The sequence below is a fragment of the Bradyrhizobium sp. 1 genome, assembly GCF_023073315.1.
Taxonomy (GTDB): Bacteria; Pseudomonadota; Alphaproteobacteria; order Rhizobiales; family Xanthobacteraceae; genus Bradyrhizobium.
On record NZ_JADPJH010000033.1, the window covers coordinates 73,828 to 91,382 of the forward strand.

At 63.5% G+C, this 17,555-nt stretch carries 14 protein-coding genes; 10 read left to right on the plus strand and 4 right to left on the minus strand.

Translation table 11 applies throughout. The features are described 5' to 3' along the window. Positions 1-54 precede the first annotated feature (54 nt). The gene (locus IVB29_RS25380; protein ID WP_247506137.1) at positions 55-1,350 is read left to right on the plus strand and encodes an MFS transporter; all 1,296 of its coding nucleotides are present in this window, start codon (positions 55-57) and stop codon (positions 1,348-1,350) included. Here the strand turns inward: IVB29_RS25380 and IVB29_RS25385 are convergent. The 3 genes from IVB29_RS25385 to IVB29_RS25395 form a co-directional block, all read right to left on the minus strand. Beyond that, positions 1,347-2,750 (minus strand): carbohydrate porin, encoded by a 1,404-nt coding sequence (locus IVB29_RS25385; RefSeq protein WP_346731302.1) that lies wholly within the window; start codon positions 2,748-2,750, stop codon positions 1,347-1,349. The genes IVB29_RS25380 and IVB29_RS25385 overlap by 4 nt on opposite strands. A gap of 10 nt (positions 2,751-2,760) precedes the next feature. Continuing rightward, positions 2,761-3,780: a transporter gene (locus IVB29_RS25390; RefSeq protein ID WP_247506139.1), complete on the minus strand. Its 1,020-nt coding sequence runs from the start codon at positions 3,778-3,780 to the stop codon at positions 2,761-2,763. A gap of 108 nt (positions 3,781-3,888) precedes the next feature. After that, positions 3,889-4,671, minus strand: a complete 783-nt coding sequence (locus IVB29_RS25395) for an acetoacetate decarboxylase (RefSeq protein WP_247506140.1) — start codon at positions 4,669-4,671, stop codon at positions 3,889-3,891. Positions 4,672-4,898: 227 nt separating this feature from the next. Here IVB29_RS25395 and IVB29_RS25400 point away from each other — a divergent pair, with 227 nt between their 5' ends. Next, positions 4,899-6,074: a patatin-like phospholipase family protein gene (locus IVB29_RS25400; protein WP_247506141.1), complete on the plus strand. Its 1,176-nt coding sequence runs from the start codon at positions 4,899-4,901 to the stop codon at positions 6,072-6,074. Positions 6,075-6,211: 137 nt separating this feature from the next. On the opposite strand, the gene IVB29_RS25405 is transcribed toward IVB29_RS25400, so the two are convergent. Continuing rightward, positions 6,212-7,006: an IclR family transcriptional regulator gene (locus tag IVB29_RS25405; RefSeq protein ID WP_247506142.1), complete on the minus strand. Its 795-nt coding sequence runs from the start codon at positions 7,004-7,006 to the stop codon at positions 6,212-6,214. A gap of 234 nt (positions 7,007-7,240) precedes the next feature. On the opposite strand from IVB29_RS25405, the gene IVB29_RS25410 reads away from it, so the two are divergent. The 8 genes from IVB29_RS25410 (at position 7,241) to IVB29_RS25445 (ending at position 17,549) form a co-directional block, all read left to right on the plus strand. Next, on the plus strand, positions 7,241-8,401 hold the full coding sequence (locus IVB29_RS25410; RefSeq protein WP_247506143.1) for an aminotransferase class V-fold PLP-dependent enzyme: 1,161 nt from the start codon (positions 7,241-7,243) through the stop codon (positions 8,399-8,401). 29 nt (positions 8,402-8,430) lie between these two features. After that, the gene (locus IVB29_RS25415; RefSeq protein WP_247506144.1) at positions 8,431-9,327 is read left to right on the plus strand and encodes an amino acid ABC transporter substrate-binding protein; all 897 of its coding nucleotides are present in this window, start codon (positions 8,431-8,433) and stop codon (positions 9,325-9,327) included. A gap of 58 nt (positions 9,328-9,385) precedes the next feature. Beyond that, positions 9,386-10,177 carry an amino acid ABC transporter permease gene (locus IVB29_RS25420; protein ID WP_247506145.1) on the plus strand — a complete coding sequence of 264 codons (792 nt, stop codon included), beginning with the start codon at positions 9,386-9,388 and terminating at the stop codon, positions 10,175-10,177. Next, positions 10,174-10,866, plus strand: a complete 693-nt coding sequence (locus tag IVB29_RS25425; RefSeq protein WP_247506146.1) for an amino acid ABC transporter permease — start codon at positions 10,174-10,176, stop codon at positions 10,864-10,866. The genes IVB29_RS25420 and IVB29_RS25425 overlap by 4 nt, the downstream gene beginning before the upstream one ends. A 22-nt stretch (positions 10,867-10,888) precedes the next feature. After that, complete coding sequence (locus IVB29_RS25430; protein ID WP_276576865.1) at positions 10,889-11,656, plus strand: amino acid ABC transporter ATP-binding protein; 768 nt, start codon at positions 10,889-10,891, stop codon at positions 11,654-11,656. 191 nt (positions 11,657-11,847) lie between these two features. Next, positions 11,848-14,643: a winged helix-turn-helix domain-containing protein gene (locus IVB29_RS25435; RefSeq protein WP_256466908.1), complete on the plus strand. Its 2,796-nt coding sequence runs from the start codon at positions 11,848-11,850 to the stop codon at positions 14,641-14,643. 187 nt (positions 14,644-14,830) lie between these two features. Beyond that, positions 14,831-15,295 carry a (2Fe-2S)-binding protein gene (locus IVB29_RS25440; protein ID WP_247506148.1) on the plus strand — a complete coding sequence of 155 codons (465 nt, stop codon included), beginning with the start codon at positions 14,831-14,833 and terminating at the stop codon, positions 15,293-15,295. A 1-nt stretch (position 15,296) separates the two neighbouring features. Next, the gene (locus IVB29_RS25445) at positions 15,297-17,549 is read left to right on the plus strand and encodes a molybdopterin cofactor-binding domain-containing protein (protein ID WP_247506149.1); all 2,253 of its coding nucleotides are present in this window, start codon (positions 15,297-15,299) and stop codon (positions 17,547-17,549) included. Positions 17,550-17,555 lie beyond the last annotated feature (6 nt).

A 17,555-nucleotide genomic window follows, 5' to 3' on the forward strand; every position in this document is an offset into this window, starting at 1 on the left:
GACTGCAACAATGACGCGGGTCTCCCTGAGACCGCCAACCACGATTGAGGGGCAATGATCTCGAACTGGCTCGCGGCAGCGCTCGGCCGCCGCAATATCCACTACGGCTGGGTGATGGTCGGCGTGACCTTCCTTGCCGCGCTGATCAGCGCCGGCACGGTCGGCGCGCCCGGCGTGTTCATCATTCCGCTTCAAAAGGAGTTCGGCTGGAGCACGGCGGAGATTTCGTCGGCACTCTCGATCCGCTTCATCCTGTTCGGCTTGATGGCGCCGTTCGCCGCTGCGCTGCTCAACCGTTACGGCCTGCGCAACGTGACGCTGTTAGCCCAGCTCATCGTCGTCTCGGCGCTGATCGCCTCGCTCGGCATGACCCAGGTCTGGCAACTCGTGGCGCTGTGGGGCGTGGTGATCGGTATCGGCACCGGCATGACTGCGCTGGTGCTCGGCGCCACCATCGCGACGCGCTGGTTCGCGGCGCGGCGCGGCCTCGTCATCGGCATCCTGACCGCGAGCGTCGCTACCGGCCAGCTCGTGTTCCTGCCGCTGCTCGCGAGCATGACCGAACGCTACGGCTGGCGGCTCGCGCTCGGCTTCGTCTGCATCGCGCTCTGCGTTTCCGCCCTCGCGGTGCTGCTGGTGATGCGCGACCGGCCGAGCGATGTCGGCCTGCGCCCGTTCGGCGACGAAGGCACCGCGCCCCTGCCTGCCCCGCCGGTGAACCACGGCTCGATCACGGCCGTGGCACTTGGCACGCTGCGCGACGCCTCGAAGTCGCGCGCGTTCTGGATCCTGTTTGCGACCTTCTTCGTCTGCGGCGCCTCGACCAATGGCCTCGTGCAGGTGCATCTGATCCCGATGTGCCTCGATTTCGGCATCCCGCAGGTGCAGGCTGCAAGCCTGCTCGCGGCGATGGGCATCTTCGATTTCTTCGGCACCATCATGTCGGGCTGGCTGTCGGACCGCTACGACAACCGTTACCTTCTGTTCTGGTACTACGGCCTGCGCGGGCTCTCGCTGATCTTCCTGCCCTTCAGCGATTTCTCGTTCTACGGGCTCTCGATCTTCGCGATGTTCTACGGGCTCGACTGGATTGCGACGGTGCCGCCGACGGTGCGTGTCACCGCGCAGAAATTCGGCCCCGAGCGTGCCAATCTGGTGTTCGGCTGGATCTTCGCCGGCCACCAGCTCGGTGCTGGCACCGCCGCTTTCGGCGCGGGCCTGTCGCGGACGCTGCTGCAGAGCTATCTGCCCGCCTTCTTCATCGCCGGCGCGCTCTGCGTGTTCGCCTCGCTGATCGTGCTGGCGCTGTCGCGGCAACCGAAGACCGAGCCGAAGCCAGCAATGGCCTAATACCTGATCGTGGTGGTGACGCCGAACACTGCGGCGTCACCGATCCTGGAAACCCCGGTCGGATCGTTCGGGTTCGGAATGCCGCCTGAGGGACGAAACACATACTGGAAGTAAGGCGCGATCAGCCAGCCCGGCTTGATATGCGCTTCGTAGATCATCTCGATCAGCGTCTCGTTGCTGCGAACCGGGCTCTGCACACCGGTGAAGGCCTGCGTGTCGATATCGAGATTGCGCGCGGTGTTCGAAATCCGCATATAGGCCGCCGCCACGCCGAAGCGGTCGAGCGGACGACCGGGAACGAAGCCGACGAAGCCGATGCCGCCGTCGAGATAGAGGTCGATCAGATTGCGGTCCGGCGGACTGTAAGCGATGCGGCCGAACGCGGTGACGCCCGGGATCGAAGCCGAGGTCGTGTTGTCGTTGACCTCCGGCGGGCGATACAGCACCTGCTCGATGACGGCGAAGATGCCGTAATTGCCGCGGAGCTTTGCCGGAATGCCGCTTCCGTCGGGATCGGCGACCGACTGGCCTTGCACCGTAAAGCGCTGGCTGTCGAACGAGCCGTAATGCTTCCAGGCGCCGGGCGTGACGTTGCCGGCGAGCGGGCGACCGCCGATATCGATGTCGTAATCGAACCTGACCTGCCCGATCAACCACGGCGGATCGTTGACGCGAAACGCGAGGCCATGATGGTCGCGCAATTGCGGATCGGCATCGCCCGGCCCGGACGGATCGCCGTTGAAGACAGCGCCGAAGAGGGTGATCTTGTCGGTCAACGCCGCCTTGACGCGAAGGCCGGGCACCGCAATCGGCGGCGCAGGACCGCCGGCCGGAAGATTGGAAGCCTTGATCGCGGGCCAGCCGAAGGTGCCGTTGATGAAGAGGTCGTCGGTCTGGCTGTCGAAGAACTCGACATCGGCGGCCTGCTGACCGGCCCTGATGTTCAGCCTTCCGTCGAAGAAGCTCTGTTCGAAATAGGCGTTGTAGAGCCGCTGATCCGGCAGCGCCTCGATCTCGCTGATGGTGGCGAGGTTCATGACGTAGTTGCGGGAGAGCCCCCGGCCATAAATCACGAACGCATTGGCGTAGAAGCGGCCGCCGGTCCAGCCGACCAGCTTGTCCAGATCAGCATCGACCGACAGATCGAGCCGACCGAAATGGACGGCGCCACGAGCAACCCCGCCGGACACGTTGCCGATGTTGTCGGCGATATAGGTCGCGCCGAAATTCAGGCCCTTGTTGGCGAGACCGTCGTGCCACTCGTTGAACCATTTCGGGGCCAGCCAGTCGGCCGCGCTCTCGTCCTTGGCACCGGCGAACGCGCTGGTGCTCACCGCCGTGCAGACCAACGCAATCGCGGTCGCGCGTCGCAACGAAGATTGATGGGCACCGCAACTCACGATCGATACGCTATTTCTTGAAAATGCCCGTGCGCCGCATGAACAGATAGGCCGCGCCGATCGAGGCGGCCATCAGCACGGCGGCATAAATGAATCCTTCCTCGACGTCGGTGAGCGGCAGCCCCTTGGTGTTCATGCCGAAGATGCCGGTGATCAGCGTCGGCGGCAGCAGCAGCGTCGTCACGATCGAGAGCGTGTGCAAATGACGATTGCTCTCCTCCTCGTTCTTGAAGCGCAGCTCCTCCTCGAGCAGGCGGCTGCGCTCGCGCAATTCGACGATGTCGTGATCGAGGCCATCCAGCCGCTGCGCCAGCTTGCCGGCCTGAATGCGCAGCTCCGGCGAAAGATGATCGGTATTCTTCTGGTCGAGCCGGTGGAACAACGTGCGCAGGCCCGTGAGCTGACGATGCAGCCTGACGCAGGTGCGGCGGAGACGGCCGAGATCGCGGCGCATCTCGGGTTTCACATCATCAGCCAAAATCCGTTCCTCGATGCCGTCGATCTCCTGGCCGAGCTTGTCGGCCATGCGGTCCAGCGTGTCGGCGACCTCGTCGACGATCTTCTCCAGCAGATGGGCGACGTTGTCGACGCGGTAGCCACCTTCGAGCACCCGGCGCGTCGCATCCGCCGAGCACAGCGCCTGATGACGGCCGCTGACCAGAAGGCGCTCGGTCATGGCGAAGCGCAGGAAGGCGGTGTCCTCCGTCGCACTGTCGATATCGCGCACGAGGTCGGAGAACACGCCATAGACGCAATGGTCGATGACATGGAGCTGCTGGAACGTATCGTTGGACAGCAAGAGCTCGCGCGCGAGCGGCGGCAGCTGTGACGCCGCGATCCACGGCCGTGTGCGCGTATCCGTGAGGTTGAAATGCAGCCAGAGCCGGCCGTCATGGCTGAACTCGATCGGCTGGTCGATCGCGAGCGGCTCGGCGCTGCCGTCGCTGTGCAGGCGAAACGCCCACACCAGGCCGGGAATGGCAGGTTCGGTATTCGATATCGCGCTGGCAAGCTTTGCCGGCTCGGCCATGGCCAACCCCAACCGTCAACAGATGCCCCGTCTCCGGAAGATGGCTGACGGCATCCTCCGGATCACGGGTACTCAATTACGCCAGTGTTACAGTTTGATGATGGCGCCCTACTCCGCGGCCAGCCCCGTCGCGGCGGCCACCTCGGCTTCCCTGATATAGTCATGCACGACCCGGCCGAACGGCAGCGTCAAATCGGCGATATAGTGGTGCGCGCCGAGGCAGCGGCGGACCGGGAAATCGGCAACCGGCGCATTGACATGCGGCACCAGATGCAGCCGGCCCGGCCCGATCCAGGATCCCTTCGGCACGATGTCGATCAGGTTGATCGCGACGAGCTGGCAGATCTCGAGGCGGCCATCGACGCCGGGGATCATCTTCAGATTGATCTGCGTCTTCGACAGCGTGGCGCGGGTGAGATCGCCGTTGCCGGCCATGCTCTCGTGCTTGTAGCCCATCGTGCCCATGGCAACGAGCTGGCCGGCATATTCCAGCGTGCCCGTCAGCGTGTCCTTGACGATCTCGAGTTTTGGGTGGGCGTACTTCTTGGGAAAACCCCAGATCTCGCGGCCGGCGGCGATCGGCGGATCATCGTCGAGATACATCTGCGAGACGAAATTGACCTCCTCGCCGTTGAGGCGCGCGGGGATGACGAGGCCGGATTCGGTATAGCTGCCGAAGCCGGAGGAGTCCGGCATCTTGATCCATTCGTAATGCACGATCGGCTGGTCGATCGGCTCCAGCGGCTCGGGCAGTCCGGCGCGGATCAGGTCCGGATCGGTCTCGTAGGTGATGACGAGGAATTCGCGGTTGACGAAGCGATAGGGCCCGGCCGGGTAGCTCGGCCCGGCGGCCGGCATGGACGGAAGTCTCAGCAAATCTTCCCTGCGCATCGCTGGTCTCCTGTGTGATGTCTGTGATGTCCGCCCGGCGGCGTCTTGCCCGATGCAAATTGCTAGCCGCGCTCATTGACTGCGGTGTGAAGGATTTCCGTCAGGCGCACGACCCGCTGCCATTCTCGCTGCGGCCAGCCTGCATGCAGACGATGCATCGGCGCCACCTTTGTCATCACGCCGTCACCGCGGGACGCAATCGTTTGGTGAAGGCAGGAGGCATCACCATGGACGCCCGCACATCGCAACCGGCTCATCAGACCCATCAGCCTCCCCAAAAGGGCTGGCGGCCCGAACGCTGCGATCGTGTCGCGCTGGTGCTGCAAGGCGGCGGCGCGCTCGGCGCCTATCAGGCCGGCGTCTACCAGGCGCTGCACGAGGCCGGTATCGAGCCCGACTGGGTCTGCGGTGTTTCAATCGGTGCAATCAATTCCGCCATCATCGCCGGCAACAAGCCGGACAAGCGGCTGGAGGCGCTGCGCATCTTCTGGGAGCGCATCACCAACCGCAAGATCTGGCACTACACGCCCGACGGCGACATCTTCCGCCAGTGGCGCAATCTCACCAGCGCCTGGATGACCTCGGCGATGGGCCAGCCCGGCTTCTTCACCCCGCACCAGATGAACCCCTGGCTCAGCCCGGTCGGCGCGAAGACCGCCACCAGCTATTACGACACGGCAGCGCTCAAGGAGACCCTGCTGGAGCTCGTTGACTTCGATCTCATCAACGAGAAGAAGGTCCGCTTCGCGGTCGGCGCGGTCAACGTGCTCTCCGGCAATTTCATCTATTTCGACAACGCACACGACGAGATCGAGCCGGAGCACATCATGGCCTCCGGCGCCCTGCCCCCGGCGCTGCCGATGGTGCGGATCGGCACCGATCATTTTTGGGACGGCGGCATCGTCTCCAACACGCCGCTGCAGCATCTGCTCGACCAGGAGGACGCGCTCAATTCGCTGGTGTTCCAGGTCGACCTGTTCAGCGCCCGTGGCGTGCTGCCGCGCTCGATCCAGGACGTGATGGCCCGTCACAAGGACATCATGTATTCCTCGCGCACCCGCCACAACACCGACGTCTACCGCCGCACCCACAATCTCAAGGTCCTGCTCTACAAGGCCCTGGCGAAGCTTCCCGACGAGCAGCTCTCCGACGAGGATCGCAGCCTCAAGGCCAGCCTGCGCAACATGCCGGAGATCGCGATCCTGCATCTGATCTACCAGCAGAAGGCCTATGAGGGCGACGCCAAGGACCACGAGTTCTCGGGCACCTCGATGCGCGAGCACTGGACCTCCGGCTACGAGGACACCAAGCGCACCCTGAAGCGCCGCGACTGGATCAAGATGCCCGACGAAGGCATGGGGCTCGTGGTGCACGACGTGCACCGGGAGACGGAGAGCGCGTAAACGCCTCGCGGGGGAGGCTCCAAACAAAAAATGCGAAAACAACCCCATGCACAGTAGCCGCGGCGTGGCGGATCAATGACTTACGTCTTTTCCGAAAATCGATTTGACTCGTCGGGCAAAACAGGGGTAGGATGCCATCATTGGGCATCCCCATCATCGTCCTCCTCAACCTGCAAAATTGTCTCCGATAGCAGCGCCGCGGCCTTTTGCAGCGGCGGGATGAACCGGTCCAGCTCGGCGAAGCTCACGCGCGCCACCGGCACGGAGACGCCGAGGCAGGCAATCAAGTCCCGATCCGGGGACAGGATGGGGACGGCGCATCCCACGACGCCCTTCACGTATTCTTCGTTCGTCTTGGCCCAGCCGCGTTGCCTTGTGTCCGCGAGCACCTTCATCAGCCCGTGGACCTCGACGATGGTCGTTTCCGTGAACTTTGTGAGAGGCAGGGCGCGGCACAAATCCGCCCGCGTCCGCTCGGGCAATCTGCTCATGTAGATCTTTCCCGTGGACGTGCAGTGGAGCGGCGCCGCTTCGCCTGGATTGAATTGAAGACCCTGCGGCTCCGACACGCGGACGCTGTCGACATAGGCAACGACATTATCGCGCACGACACCGATCTCGCACTGCTCGCCGATTTCTCCCGCGACCGCCCTCAGCACGGCGTGCCGCCGCGCGGTACGGAAGGCCGCTCCTATCACAGAGGCGGACAGCGTGACGAGCTGGTTACCCACGACGTAACGCTTCGTGCCCAATGCTCTCTGAAGCAATCCGCGGTCCTCGAGATTTCCGATCAATCGGTGTGCGGTCGGAAGAGGCAGCGACAGAGCCTTTGCGATCTCTGCCGCCGAGACGGCTTTGCGTTGGTCGGCAACGTGCCGCACGATCGCGAAGGCACGATCCAACGGCCCATCGTTCTCGGTTCGCTTCGTCATTGTCCTACCGGCTGGAATTGGCAGCGAAATCAAGCTCAACGTCTATCATTATCATTTTTCGGAATAAAAAATATTGAAATTCGACAAATATCGTTGTGCCAAATGTGAAAGCTCATATTCTTGGCGTCGCCGGCGATTGACTAGAAATTACGCAACGCGGTCTCGCCGCTGCGAAAATCCCGCTCCGCCGCCTGGCCGACGGCCAGGTCCTGACGGCGCCAACAGGAGATGTGCATGTCTCGTCACTACGACGTGGACGCCGTGAGGAAGGAATTCCCCGCCGTCGAACGAATGGTCTACCTGGACGCCGGGTTTCAAACACCGCTCGCGCGTCCGGTGAAGGCCGCGATCGAGCTTTTCCTCCGCGAGGGTTTCGAGACGGCCGGTCCGAAGAGCGTCTGGCTCGACCGGGTCGAGCAGACCCGTGCGAAGGTCGGCCGCCTTCTCGGCGTGACGGCTGATGAGATCGCCTTCACCAAGAACACGTCGGAAAGCATGAACATTGCGGCCAACGCGCTGCCGCTTCGGGCCGGCGACAACGTCCTGATGATCCACGGCGATCATCCCAACAACGCCTACGCGTTCCTCAACCTGCAGCGGAAGGGCGTCGAAATGCGGTTCATCCCGATGACCGACATCGTCGATGCCGACAGCTTTGCTCCCTTCATCGACGACAGGACCCGTGCGATCTCGATGTCGCATGTCACGTTCCACGCCGGTCACCGCTTCGACATCGAGAGCGTCGGCGCGCTGTGCGCGAGGAGGAAGCTCTACTTCGTCGTCGACGTGATGCAGGCAATCGGCGTGGTGCCCATTAACGCGAAGGCGATCGGCGCCAGTTTCATCGGCTCCGGAAGCCATAAGGGATTGCTCGTGCCGCAAGGACTCGGCCTGCTCTACTGGGACAAATCCCTCGGAGAGCTCGAACCGGCCTATCTCGCCGCCGCGAGCCTTGCCGAGATCCCGAACGATCTCATCGCGCGTCCCGACAGGATGGCGCCCTCGCCGGCGGCAAGGCGATTCGAGCTCGGCAATTTCAATCTGCCCGCGGTCCACGCCCTGGGCGCGTCCCTCGACATGATCGAGCAGATCGGGGTGCAGAACATCCAGAACCACTGCTTCGACCTCGGCGATCACCTGATCGCGCGGCTGGACGAATTGGGCGTGCGCCTCGTCGGCCCGCGCGATCGACGACATCGTGCTCCGCACATCTATGTCATCGCCCTGCCGGCCGCGGACTGGCTCGGCCATTTCGAGGAAAACGGCGTGCGCGTGTCGCCCGAGCGCGACGGCATTCGCGTCTCGCTCGGCATGTTCAACATCACCGACGACATCGATCGCCTGATCGAAATCATTCGCCGGCGCGGGCTCGGGCGCCCGTCGGTCGCAGCTTGAATTCAGCAAATGAGGGGAAGGCAAAAACCATGAAGAAGCTCGTTCAGGTGCTGGGACTTCTCCCGGGCCTCCTGGCTGTCGGCGCAAGCCCGTCCATGGCCACTGACAGCCCGACGCTGGACAAGATCAGATCCAGCGGCGCGATCACCATCGGCTACCGCGAGGCCTCGATTCCATTCTCCTATCTCGGGCCCGATCAGAGGCCTGTCGGCTTCTCGCTCGATCTCTGCGCGGCGATCGTCGATCGCATCAAGAATGAGCTGAAGTTGGCCAGTCTCAAGGTCAACTACACCCCCGTGAATTCCTCCAACCGGATACCGTTGATCCAGAGCGGGACCGTCGACATCGAATGCGGCGGCACCGCGAACGACAAGAAGCGGCAGGAGCAGGTGTCGTTTTCGGTCGCCACGTTCGTCAGCCAGCCGCGATGGCTCGTCAAGGCAACCAGCGGCGTCAAGACCGCCGGCGAACTGAAAGGCAAGACGGTGGTGGTCACGCAAGGCTCCAACGCGGTCGGTTTTGCCCAGAGCGTCAACGCCAAGGAACAGCTCGGCCTCAGCATCGTCCAGGCCAAGGACCATGCGGAATCCTTCCTGATGCTGAACACCGGCCGTGCCGTCGCCTTCATGGAGGACGATATCCTGCTTGCCGGGCTCAAGGCCGCGGCGCCGAATCCGGACGCGCTCCTGTTCCTTCCCGAGGGTTACGCCAAGATCTACTACGGGCTGATGTTCACGAAGGGTGATGCCGGCTTCAAGGCCCTGGTCGACGACGTGCTGTCCAAGCAGATGGCGTCCGGCCAATTCGAGAAGACCTACGCCAAATGGTTCACCAAGCCGATCCCGCCCAAGGGTGAGAACCTCGCATTTCCGCTCACCGACGAATTGATGAACCGGATCGCGCATCCCAGCGACGCCGTCGACTGACCGACGGAGCCGATCGTCTGGTCATCCTCGTCCGCACCTGCAACCTTGAGGACTCGCGATGTTCGGAGTGCTTTTTGAACAGGCGGCAGACGGCCAGCGCTACATCGATTGGCTGCTGTCGGGTCTCGGCTGGACACTCGCTCTCGCCTTCTTCGGCTGGTGGATCGCCTTCGGCATCGGCGTGATCGTCGGCGTGGGCCGCACGGTGCAAAATCGCGTCTTCGCGATACCGGCCCGGCTCTATGTCGAGATATTCCGGAACATTCCTGTCCTTGTGCAGATGTTCCTCTGGTACTTCGTCTTCCCGGAGGTGGTGCCCAGCGCCCTCGGCGATGCGATCAAGCGGATCCCGCCGCCCTGGGCATCGTTCTTTCCGGCACTCTTGTGCCTGGGGCTCTATACGGCGTCTCGCATAGCCGAGCAGGTCCGGGCGGGGATCGAAGCGTTGCCGAAAGGACAGCTCGAAGCGGCCAATGCTCTCGGTCTCAGCGGTTATCTCACCTATCGGCACGTCATCGTGCCGCAGGCCTTGCGCCTCATCGTGCCGAGCCTCACCAGCGAGGTGATGGGCATCTACAAGAACACCTCCGTCGCGCTCACAATCGGCCTGATGGAGCTGACCGCCCAGGCTCGCCAGATCAGTGAAGCGACGTTCCAGACATTCACTGCCTTTGGCGCGGCGACCATCGTCTATCTCTGTCTGGCATTGATTGCCTATCAAGCCATGGCGCTGATCGACAAAGCCGTCCGGATTCCCGGCAGCGCGCCCGCCAGGCTCCCGGTCGACCAGGATCTCGCCATTGAAGTGCAGCAAGGCGCCTTGCCCGGCGCCATGGAGGCCGCGAAATGAACGCCCTCGATTTCTCCATCGCGGCGCAGGCCTGGCCCTATCTCTGGTCGGGGCTGATCTTCTCGCTGTCGCTCACGGCGGCCGCGTTCGCCATCGGCATGGTTCTTGGGACCTGTCTCGCGCTGGTCCAGCACTTCGAAATCCCCGTGCTCGCCCAGCTCGTCCGCGGCTACGTTGCGGTCATCCGCTCGATCCCGCTGATCCTCGTTCTGTTCTGGTTCTTCTTCCTGGTGCCGATCGTGCTCGGGCATCTCATCGGCAACGGCCGCCCGATCCCGATCGGGGCCAACGCTACCGCCTTCATCACCTTCGGCTTATTCGAGGCGGCCTACTATTCCGAGATCATCCGCGTCGGGCTGCGGGCCGTGAACAAGGGCCAGTTCGAGGCATGCCAGGCGCTCGCGCTGTCCACCTATGACACCTACCGCCATATCGTCCTGCCGCAGGTGTTGCGCGTGGCCAGCCCGATCATCCTGAGCCAAACCATCATCCTGTTCCAGGACACCTCCCTCGTTTACGTCCTTTCGCTGACGGACCTTCTGGGCGCCGCTTCCAAGCTCGCACAACTCAACGGCCGCCTCGTCGAGATGTACCTCGTCGTGGCCGTGACCTACCTCGCCATCAGCTCGGCGGCGTCGCAATGTGTCGCGGCCCTTCGCAAGCGATACGCCGTTGCCACATCGCGATAACGCCTCGTATCGGGAGACCAACATGCCTCAGGAGACCGTGAGCAATACCGCTCAGACGGCCGCCATCGTCGTGGTCGAGAACGTGATGAAGCGGTTCGGCGCCTTCACCGCGCTGAACGACGTCACTCTCAGGGTCGGCAAGGGCGAGAAGATCGTGCTGTGCGGGCCATCCGGCTCCGGCAAGTCGACGCTGATCCGGTGCATCAACCATATCGAGAAGCACGACGGCGGCCGGATCGTCGTCGACGGTGTCGAGCTGAGCCATCGCGTCGCCGACATCAACAGCGTTCGCTGTGAAGTCGGAATGGTGTTTCAGAGCTTCAATCTCTTTCCGCACCTCACCGTCGCCGAGAACTGCATGCTGGCGCCAATGAAGGTTCGCGGCCTTTCGCAAGCCGAGGCGCGCGATCGCGCACTTGGACTGCTGCAGAAGGTTCGGATTGGAGATCAGGCCGACAAATATCCTGCACAATTATCCGGCGGCCAGCAACAGCGCGTCGCCATCGCGCGGGCATTGTGCATGCAGCCCAAGATCATGCTGTTCGACGAACCGACATCCGCGCTCGACCCCGAGATGGTGAAGGAAGTGCTGGACACCATGATCGAGCTGGCGCGGGACGGAATGACGATGGTCTGCGTGACGCACGAGATGGGATTTGCCCGCGAGGTCGCCGACCGGGTCGTCTTCATGGATCGCGGAAGCATCATCGAGGAAGCAGATCCCGAGACGTTTTTCCGGGCGCCCCGGACCGAACGGGCGAAAGGCTTCCTGAATCAGATCATCCACTAGGAGGCAAGACAGGGACGTCTAGCCACACTTGCCAAATCGCACGACAGATCGGCTCCGCGCCAATCCGCGACATTGGCCGGACATCACAGCATGCCATAGACTGCTGATCCGAGACGTTGGAGGCGAGCTTGCGCCCGGTCAGCGAAGGCGCTTATTTCTTTGACGAGTATCGATTTTTTCCCCGGAGGCAGTTGCTCCTTCGGGGGCAGGTCCCTGTCCGGGTCGGCGCGCGCGCGCTCGATCTGCTTCAGATGCTGCTTGAACGTCAGGGCGAGCTCGTCAGCAAGGCCGATCTGATACGGTTCGCATGGCCCGACACTTTCGTGCATGAGAGCAATCTGAAAGTGAATATCGCGGCACTGCGCCGGTCGCTCCCGCAGGACCGGCCCGACCTTCCCTACATCGTCACCGTTCCCGGCCGCGGTTATCGCTTCGCCGCGCCGGTCCGGTTCGAGACGGCTTCTGTCTCATCCGGAACGCCCTCGCAGGGTGGCGGCGGCTTCGACCGGCACCCGCAAGGACTTCATCTCCTGATCGGGCGCGAAGACGACGTCGCCGAACTCACAAAGCGGGTTTGTGATCGCGGCTTCGTCACTATCGTCGGCCCCGCCGGTGTCGGCAAAACAAGTCTCGCCCTCGCGGCCGCCCGGGAAGTCGCCGAGCGGTTTGGCGACGGTGTCTGCTTTGTCGATCTCGCCGCGATCAACGATCCTCAGCTGGTGTGCGCGGCCATCGCCTCCGCCCTCGGATCCGGCGCAGGGCTCGTCGATCTGCTCGTCGGCATCGTCGAAGCCTTGCGGTCGAAGGACATGCTGCTGATCCTCGACAATTGCGAGCATGTGCTGGCCACCGCGGCCCTCGTGGCCGAGCACATTCATCTCGCGCTGCCCGATGTCGTCATTATCGCAACCAGCCGCGAGCCGTTTCGGTCGAAGACGGAGAATGTGTACCGGCTGTCGCCGCTACGCTGTCCCGAAGATCACATGCGCCTGGACGGACGACAGGCCATGGCGTTCCCGGCGGTCGAGCTGTTCGTCACGCGGGCCCAGGAGGCGGCAGCTTATGGCCTGAGCAATCGCGACGCGCCTGTGATTGCCGATATCTGCCGGCGGCTGGACGGAATTCCCCTCGCCATCGAGCTCGCGGCGCCGCGGCTGAAGAGCCATGACCCGGCCAGCCTGCTCCGGCACCTCAACGCGAGCTTTGACCTTTTGAACTATGGTCCGCGAACCGCGCCGCTCCGCCACCAGGCACTTCAGGCGACGCTGGACTGGAGCTACCGGCTCTTGTCCGAGGCCGAGGCGTCGCTGCTGCGTCACCTGTCCGTGTTTTCGAGCGTCTTCACGACCGAGGACGTCCTCGGCATCACCAGCGACGTCGTGGCGTCGCCGGGCGAAACCGCCGCATGCCTCGAAAGCCTCGCATCGAAGTCGCTGGTCTCGCAGACCCTTCCGGACGGCAAGGCTACGTACAAGGCTGCGTACCGGCTGCTCGATACGACCAAGAGCTATGCTGCTGAACGGCTGCGCAGCGAAGGCGAGTATCGACGTGCCTGCGAGGGCCATGCCACCTACCTGCTCGACCTGTTCGAACGGGCCGAAGCGGAATGGAAGTGGCTGGCGCGAGAGGAGTGGATGGTGACTTACGACCGGCGCGCCAACGATCTGCGCAAGGCGATCGATTGGGCATTTGGCGCGGATGGCAACATCGAAGCCGGATTGAGACTATCCGCCGCGGCCATTCCGCTTTGGGATGAACTCTCATCGGTGGCCGAATGCCGGCAACGCGTGCGCACGGCGCTGGACGCCGCGAAGCAGACGGCTCATCCGGATCTCGAATTGCAGATGAAGCTGGCGACGGCTTACGCCCGCAGCCTCTCCTTCACCGCGCAGCTGGAACCTGAGGCGGAAGCGGCGTGCCTCGAAAGCGTACGGCTGGCCGATCTGAAAGGCGATGCGGATTATCAGCTGCGCTCGGTATGGGGCCTGGCCGTGCTGCAATCCTTCGCCGGCCGTCACCGCGACGTCCTGGCGAGCCTCGATCGCTTCGATGCGATCAGCGAGCGCGCCAACGATGGCGCGGCTGCATCTTCCGGCGCACGGTTTCGGATCATGACGCAGTTCTATCGCGGCGACATCGTCGGTGCGCACGAGGCCCTGAAGCGGCTCGCCAGACAGCACGACAGTCCTGCCGAGCGCGCGCGCATATCGCGCTTTCAGGTCGATCCCTACGTCGTGATCCGCGTCTCGCTTGCCTTCGTCGGGTGGGTGCGCGGGGATACGGTCGAAGCCATGAAAGCCGCAAGAGCCGCGGTCGATGGCGCGACCGCAACCGAGCATCTGGTTTCGCAGTCGAACGCCCTCGCTTTGGCCTTCATTCCCGTCGCCATCTGGACGGGCGACATCGATGCGGCCGAGCGGCACCTGAACCTGCTCGACGACAACCTCAACCAGAGGAACCTTGCAAGCTGGGCACCGCTCAGCCACTTCTTCCGTGCCGCGATCCACCATCAGCGCGGCAAGGCGGATGCGGTGGAACAGATGCGCATCGCCGCTGGCGAGATCCTCGCCAGCAAATTCCTGATACGCGCACCAATCTATCTCGGCATGCTCGCGGAAGCAGCGCTTGAGCGCGGCCGGATCGACGTCGCGCGCGCGAGCATTGCCGCCGCGCTGACGCATGCCGAACAGCTGGATGAGACTTGGTGTCAGCCCGACCTGCTGCGCGTGCTCGGGCGTATCGAATATCAGCACGGCGATCGCGGGCGCGGGGAGCAAGCCTTGATCCGCGCGGTGCAGACGGCCGCCGAGGCAGGCGCCCTCTCCTTCCAGCTCCGCGCCGCAACCGACCTTGCGAATGTGTGGGCGGAGACCGGAGCGCCTTCGGTGGCGACCGCCCTGCTCGATCCGATCTGTCGGATGTTTGCCCCTGATGGCGCGGACAAGGATATCGCAAGGGCGCGGCGTTTACTGGATCTTCTGCTCTGAGAATTCCAGAACCCAGGTTCCACTTCATCCCGGCCGTACGCTTTTACCACATTTAACCGCGGCCCTCTCGACACCTCGCTAGACTTGGCGGGACGGTCGGGATTCCGCCGTTGCCGAGGCGGCAATGGCTGCGCTTGGACCGGTACCTCGGCCGTGTGGACGGCAATATTTCGAAGGACGCACCGAGATGATCGAGCTCACCGTCAATGGGACCAAACGTCGGGTCGATGTCGTTCCCGAGATGCCGCTGCTTTGGGTTCTGCGCGACGAACTCGGCATCACCAGCCCCAAATACGGCTGCGGGGTCGCGCAATGCGGGACCTGCACCGTCCACATCGACGGCATGGCCGTCCGGTCATGTCAGGCGCATATCGGCGAGGTCGCGGGCAAGTCGGTCGTCACGCTCGAAGGTTTGGACAACAAGGACCAGAACCCGGTGATCCAGGCCTGGCTCGAACATCAGGTGCCGCAATGCGGTTACTGCCAGACCGGCCAGATCATGCAGGCCATCTCGCTGCTCGACCTGATTTCCAATCCCACGGACGACGAGATCAATCAAGTGATGTCCGGCAATCTCTGTCGCTGCGGCACCTATCCGCGCATCCGCGCTGCGATCCATGCGGCCGCGGCCAAGAAGATGGCGGAGAAGTGAGATGGGCCATATCGAAAACCTCTCCCGCCGCGCGTTCGTTTTCGGCTCCGCGGCCATCGCCGGCGGCATCGCTTTCGGCGCCTTTGGCAATGCTGATGCGGCCACGACCGCGAGTGACAATCCGCTGGCGGCCGGGCTCGGGCCGAACTCCGTGACCTTCAATCCCTGGGTCGAGATCAGCCCGGACAAGATCACGCTGATCGCGCAGCACGCCGACATCGGCCAGGGCGTCGGTTCGATCCAACCGATCATGATCGCCGAGGAGATGGACCTCGATCCCGGCCAGTTCGAAGTTCGCTTCGCCGGCCCCAGCCCCGCCTATTTCAACACCGGCTTTGCCGACGAACTCGCGCCGTTCGTCGCTGCGGACCAAAGTCCCGCCGCGGAGGAAGCGCGCGCCAAGTCGCTCGAATGGCTGAGACAGGCCGGCCTGCAGATGACCGGCGGGTCGAGCACGCTGCCGGACACCTATGAAAAGCTCCGCGTGGCCGGCGCGGTCGCGCGCGAGACGCTGAAGGCGGCTGCCGCCAAGCGCTCGGGAATCGCTGTCGCCGACCTGCGCACCCAATCGGGTCACGTGATCCTGCCCAACGGCACCAAGATCGCCTATGTCGATCTCTCCGTGGACGCCGCAAAGATTCCGCCGGTGCTCGATGCCAAGCCGCGCGATCCCTCAAAATGGCGCATGCTGGGCAAGCCGATGACGCGCCTCGACATCCGCGACAAGGTCATGGGGGAGCTGAAGTTCGGCATCGACATGAAGATGGACGGCATGCTGTATGCCGCCGTCAAGCTGAACCCCGGCAAGGGCCAGCCGCTGAAATCCTACGATGCCAGCAAGGCGCGCGGGATGCCGGGGGTCAAGACAATCCTCGAACTCAAGACTGGCGTTGCGGTGATCGCCACGAACAGCTGGTACGCCATGAAGGCGGTCGACGCCGTCATTTGCGAGTGGGCGCCCTCGGCCTATCCCGCGGAGCAGGCCGACCATTGGAAGGTACTGGAATCCTCGTTCAAGCCTGAATTCCTCGGCAAGGAGTGGCGGAAGACCGGCGATATCGACGCCGCGCTGAAGACGGGCAAGCTCGTCGAGGCCGAATATCGCGCACCTTACGTGGGGCATCAGCCGCTCGAGCCGTTGAACGGGATCGGCCTCGTCACCGACAAGGGGATGGAGATCTGGGTCGGCCATCAGAGCCCCCGCTTCGTGCAATATGTCGCGGCAACAGCGATCGGCCTCAAGCCGGAACAGATCACCTTCCACAATCAGTGGACCGGTGGAAGTTTTGGCCATCGTCTCGAATACGAGAATGTCCGCGTCCTCGCCGAGATCGCCAATCAGATGAAGGGCACGCCGATCAAGCTGGTGTTCTCGCGCGAGGAGGATTTTCTCCAGGACATTCCGCGACAGATTGCAATCGCCCGGCACCGCGGCAGCGTCGACAAGGGCAAGATCGTCGCAGCCGATTTGCAAGTCGCCTCGACGGCTCCGTTCAAGGGGCTGCTCGAGCGTTCGGGCACACCTTCAAAGGATCCCGACGGGCAATTAGCCGCCGGCCTGTGGAACGTCTATTACGACATCCCCAATTTCCGGGGCACGAGCTACGAGGCGCAGGGACTGTCGCCGTGCACCACATGGCGTTCGGTGGGCGCCTCAACATCGGGCTTCTTCACCGAAAGCTTCATCGACGAGCTGATCCATGCGGCGGGTCTCGATCCCATGAAGGCGCGCATCGCGATGTGCAACGTGCCGCACTATCGCAAGGTGCTGGAGACGGTCGCGGAGATGTCGGACTGGAAGGGGCCGCTCGGCAATGGCCGAGGGCGCGGCGTCGCGTTCGTCGAGTCGTTCGGGACGCCGGCGGCCGAAGTCGTCGAAGTCTCGATGACGGACAGCGGCATCCGGATCGACAAGGTCTGGGTCGCGGTCGACGTCGGCAAGGTGGTCGATCCCGTCAATTTCGAGAACCAGGTGCAGGGCGGCGTGATCTGGGGGCTTGGCCACGCCATCAACTGCGAGCTCACTTACGCCAAGGGCGCGGTGCAGCAGACCAATTACAACCATCACGAAGCCATGCGGATTTACCAATGCCCCGTCATCGAAGTCCGCGGGCTCGAGAACGATCCCAAGGTGAGAGGCGTCGGAGAACCGCCCGTTCCCCCTGCCGCGCCCGCGCTCGCCAACGCGATCTTTGCGGCGACAGGCAAGCGCATCCGCGAAATGCCCTTCAACAAGTTCATCGATTTCGTCTGAGGCACG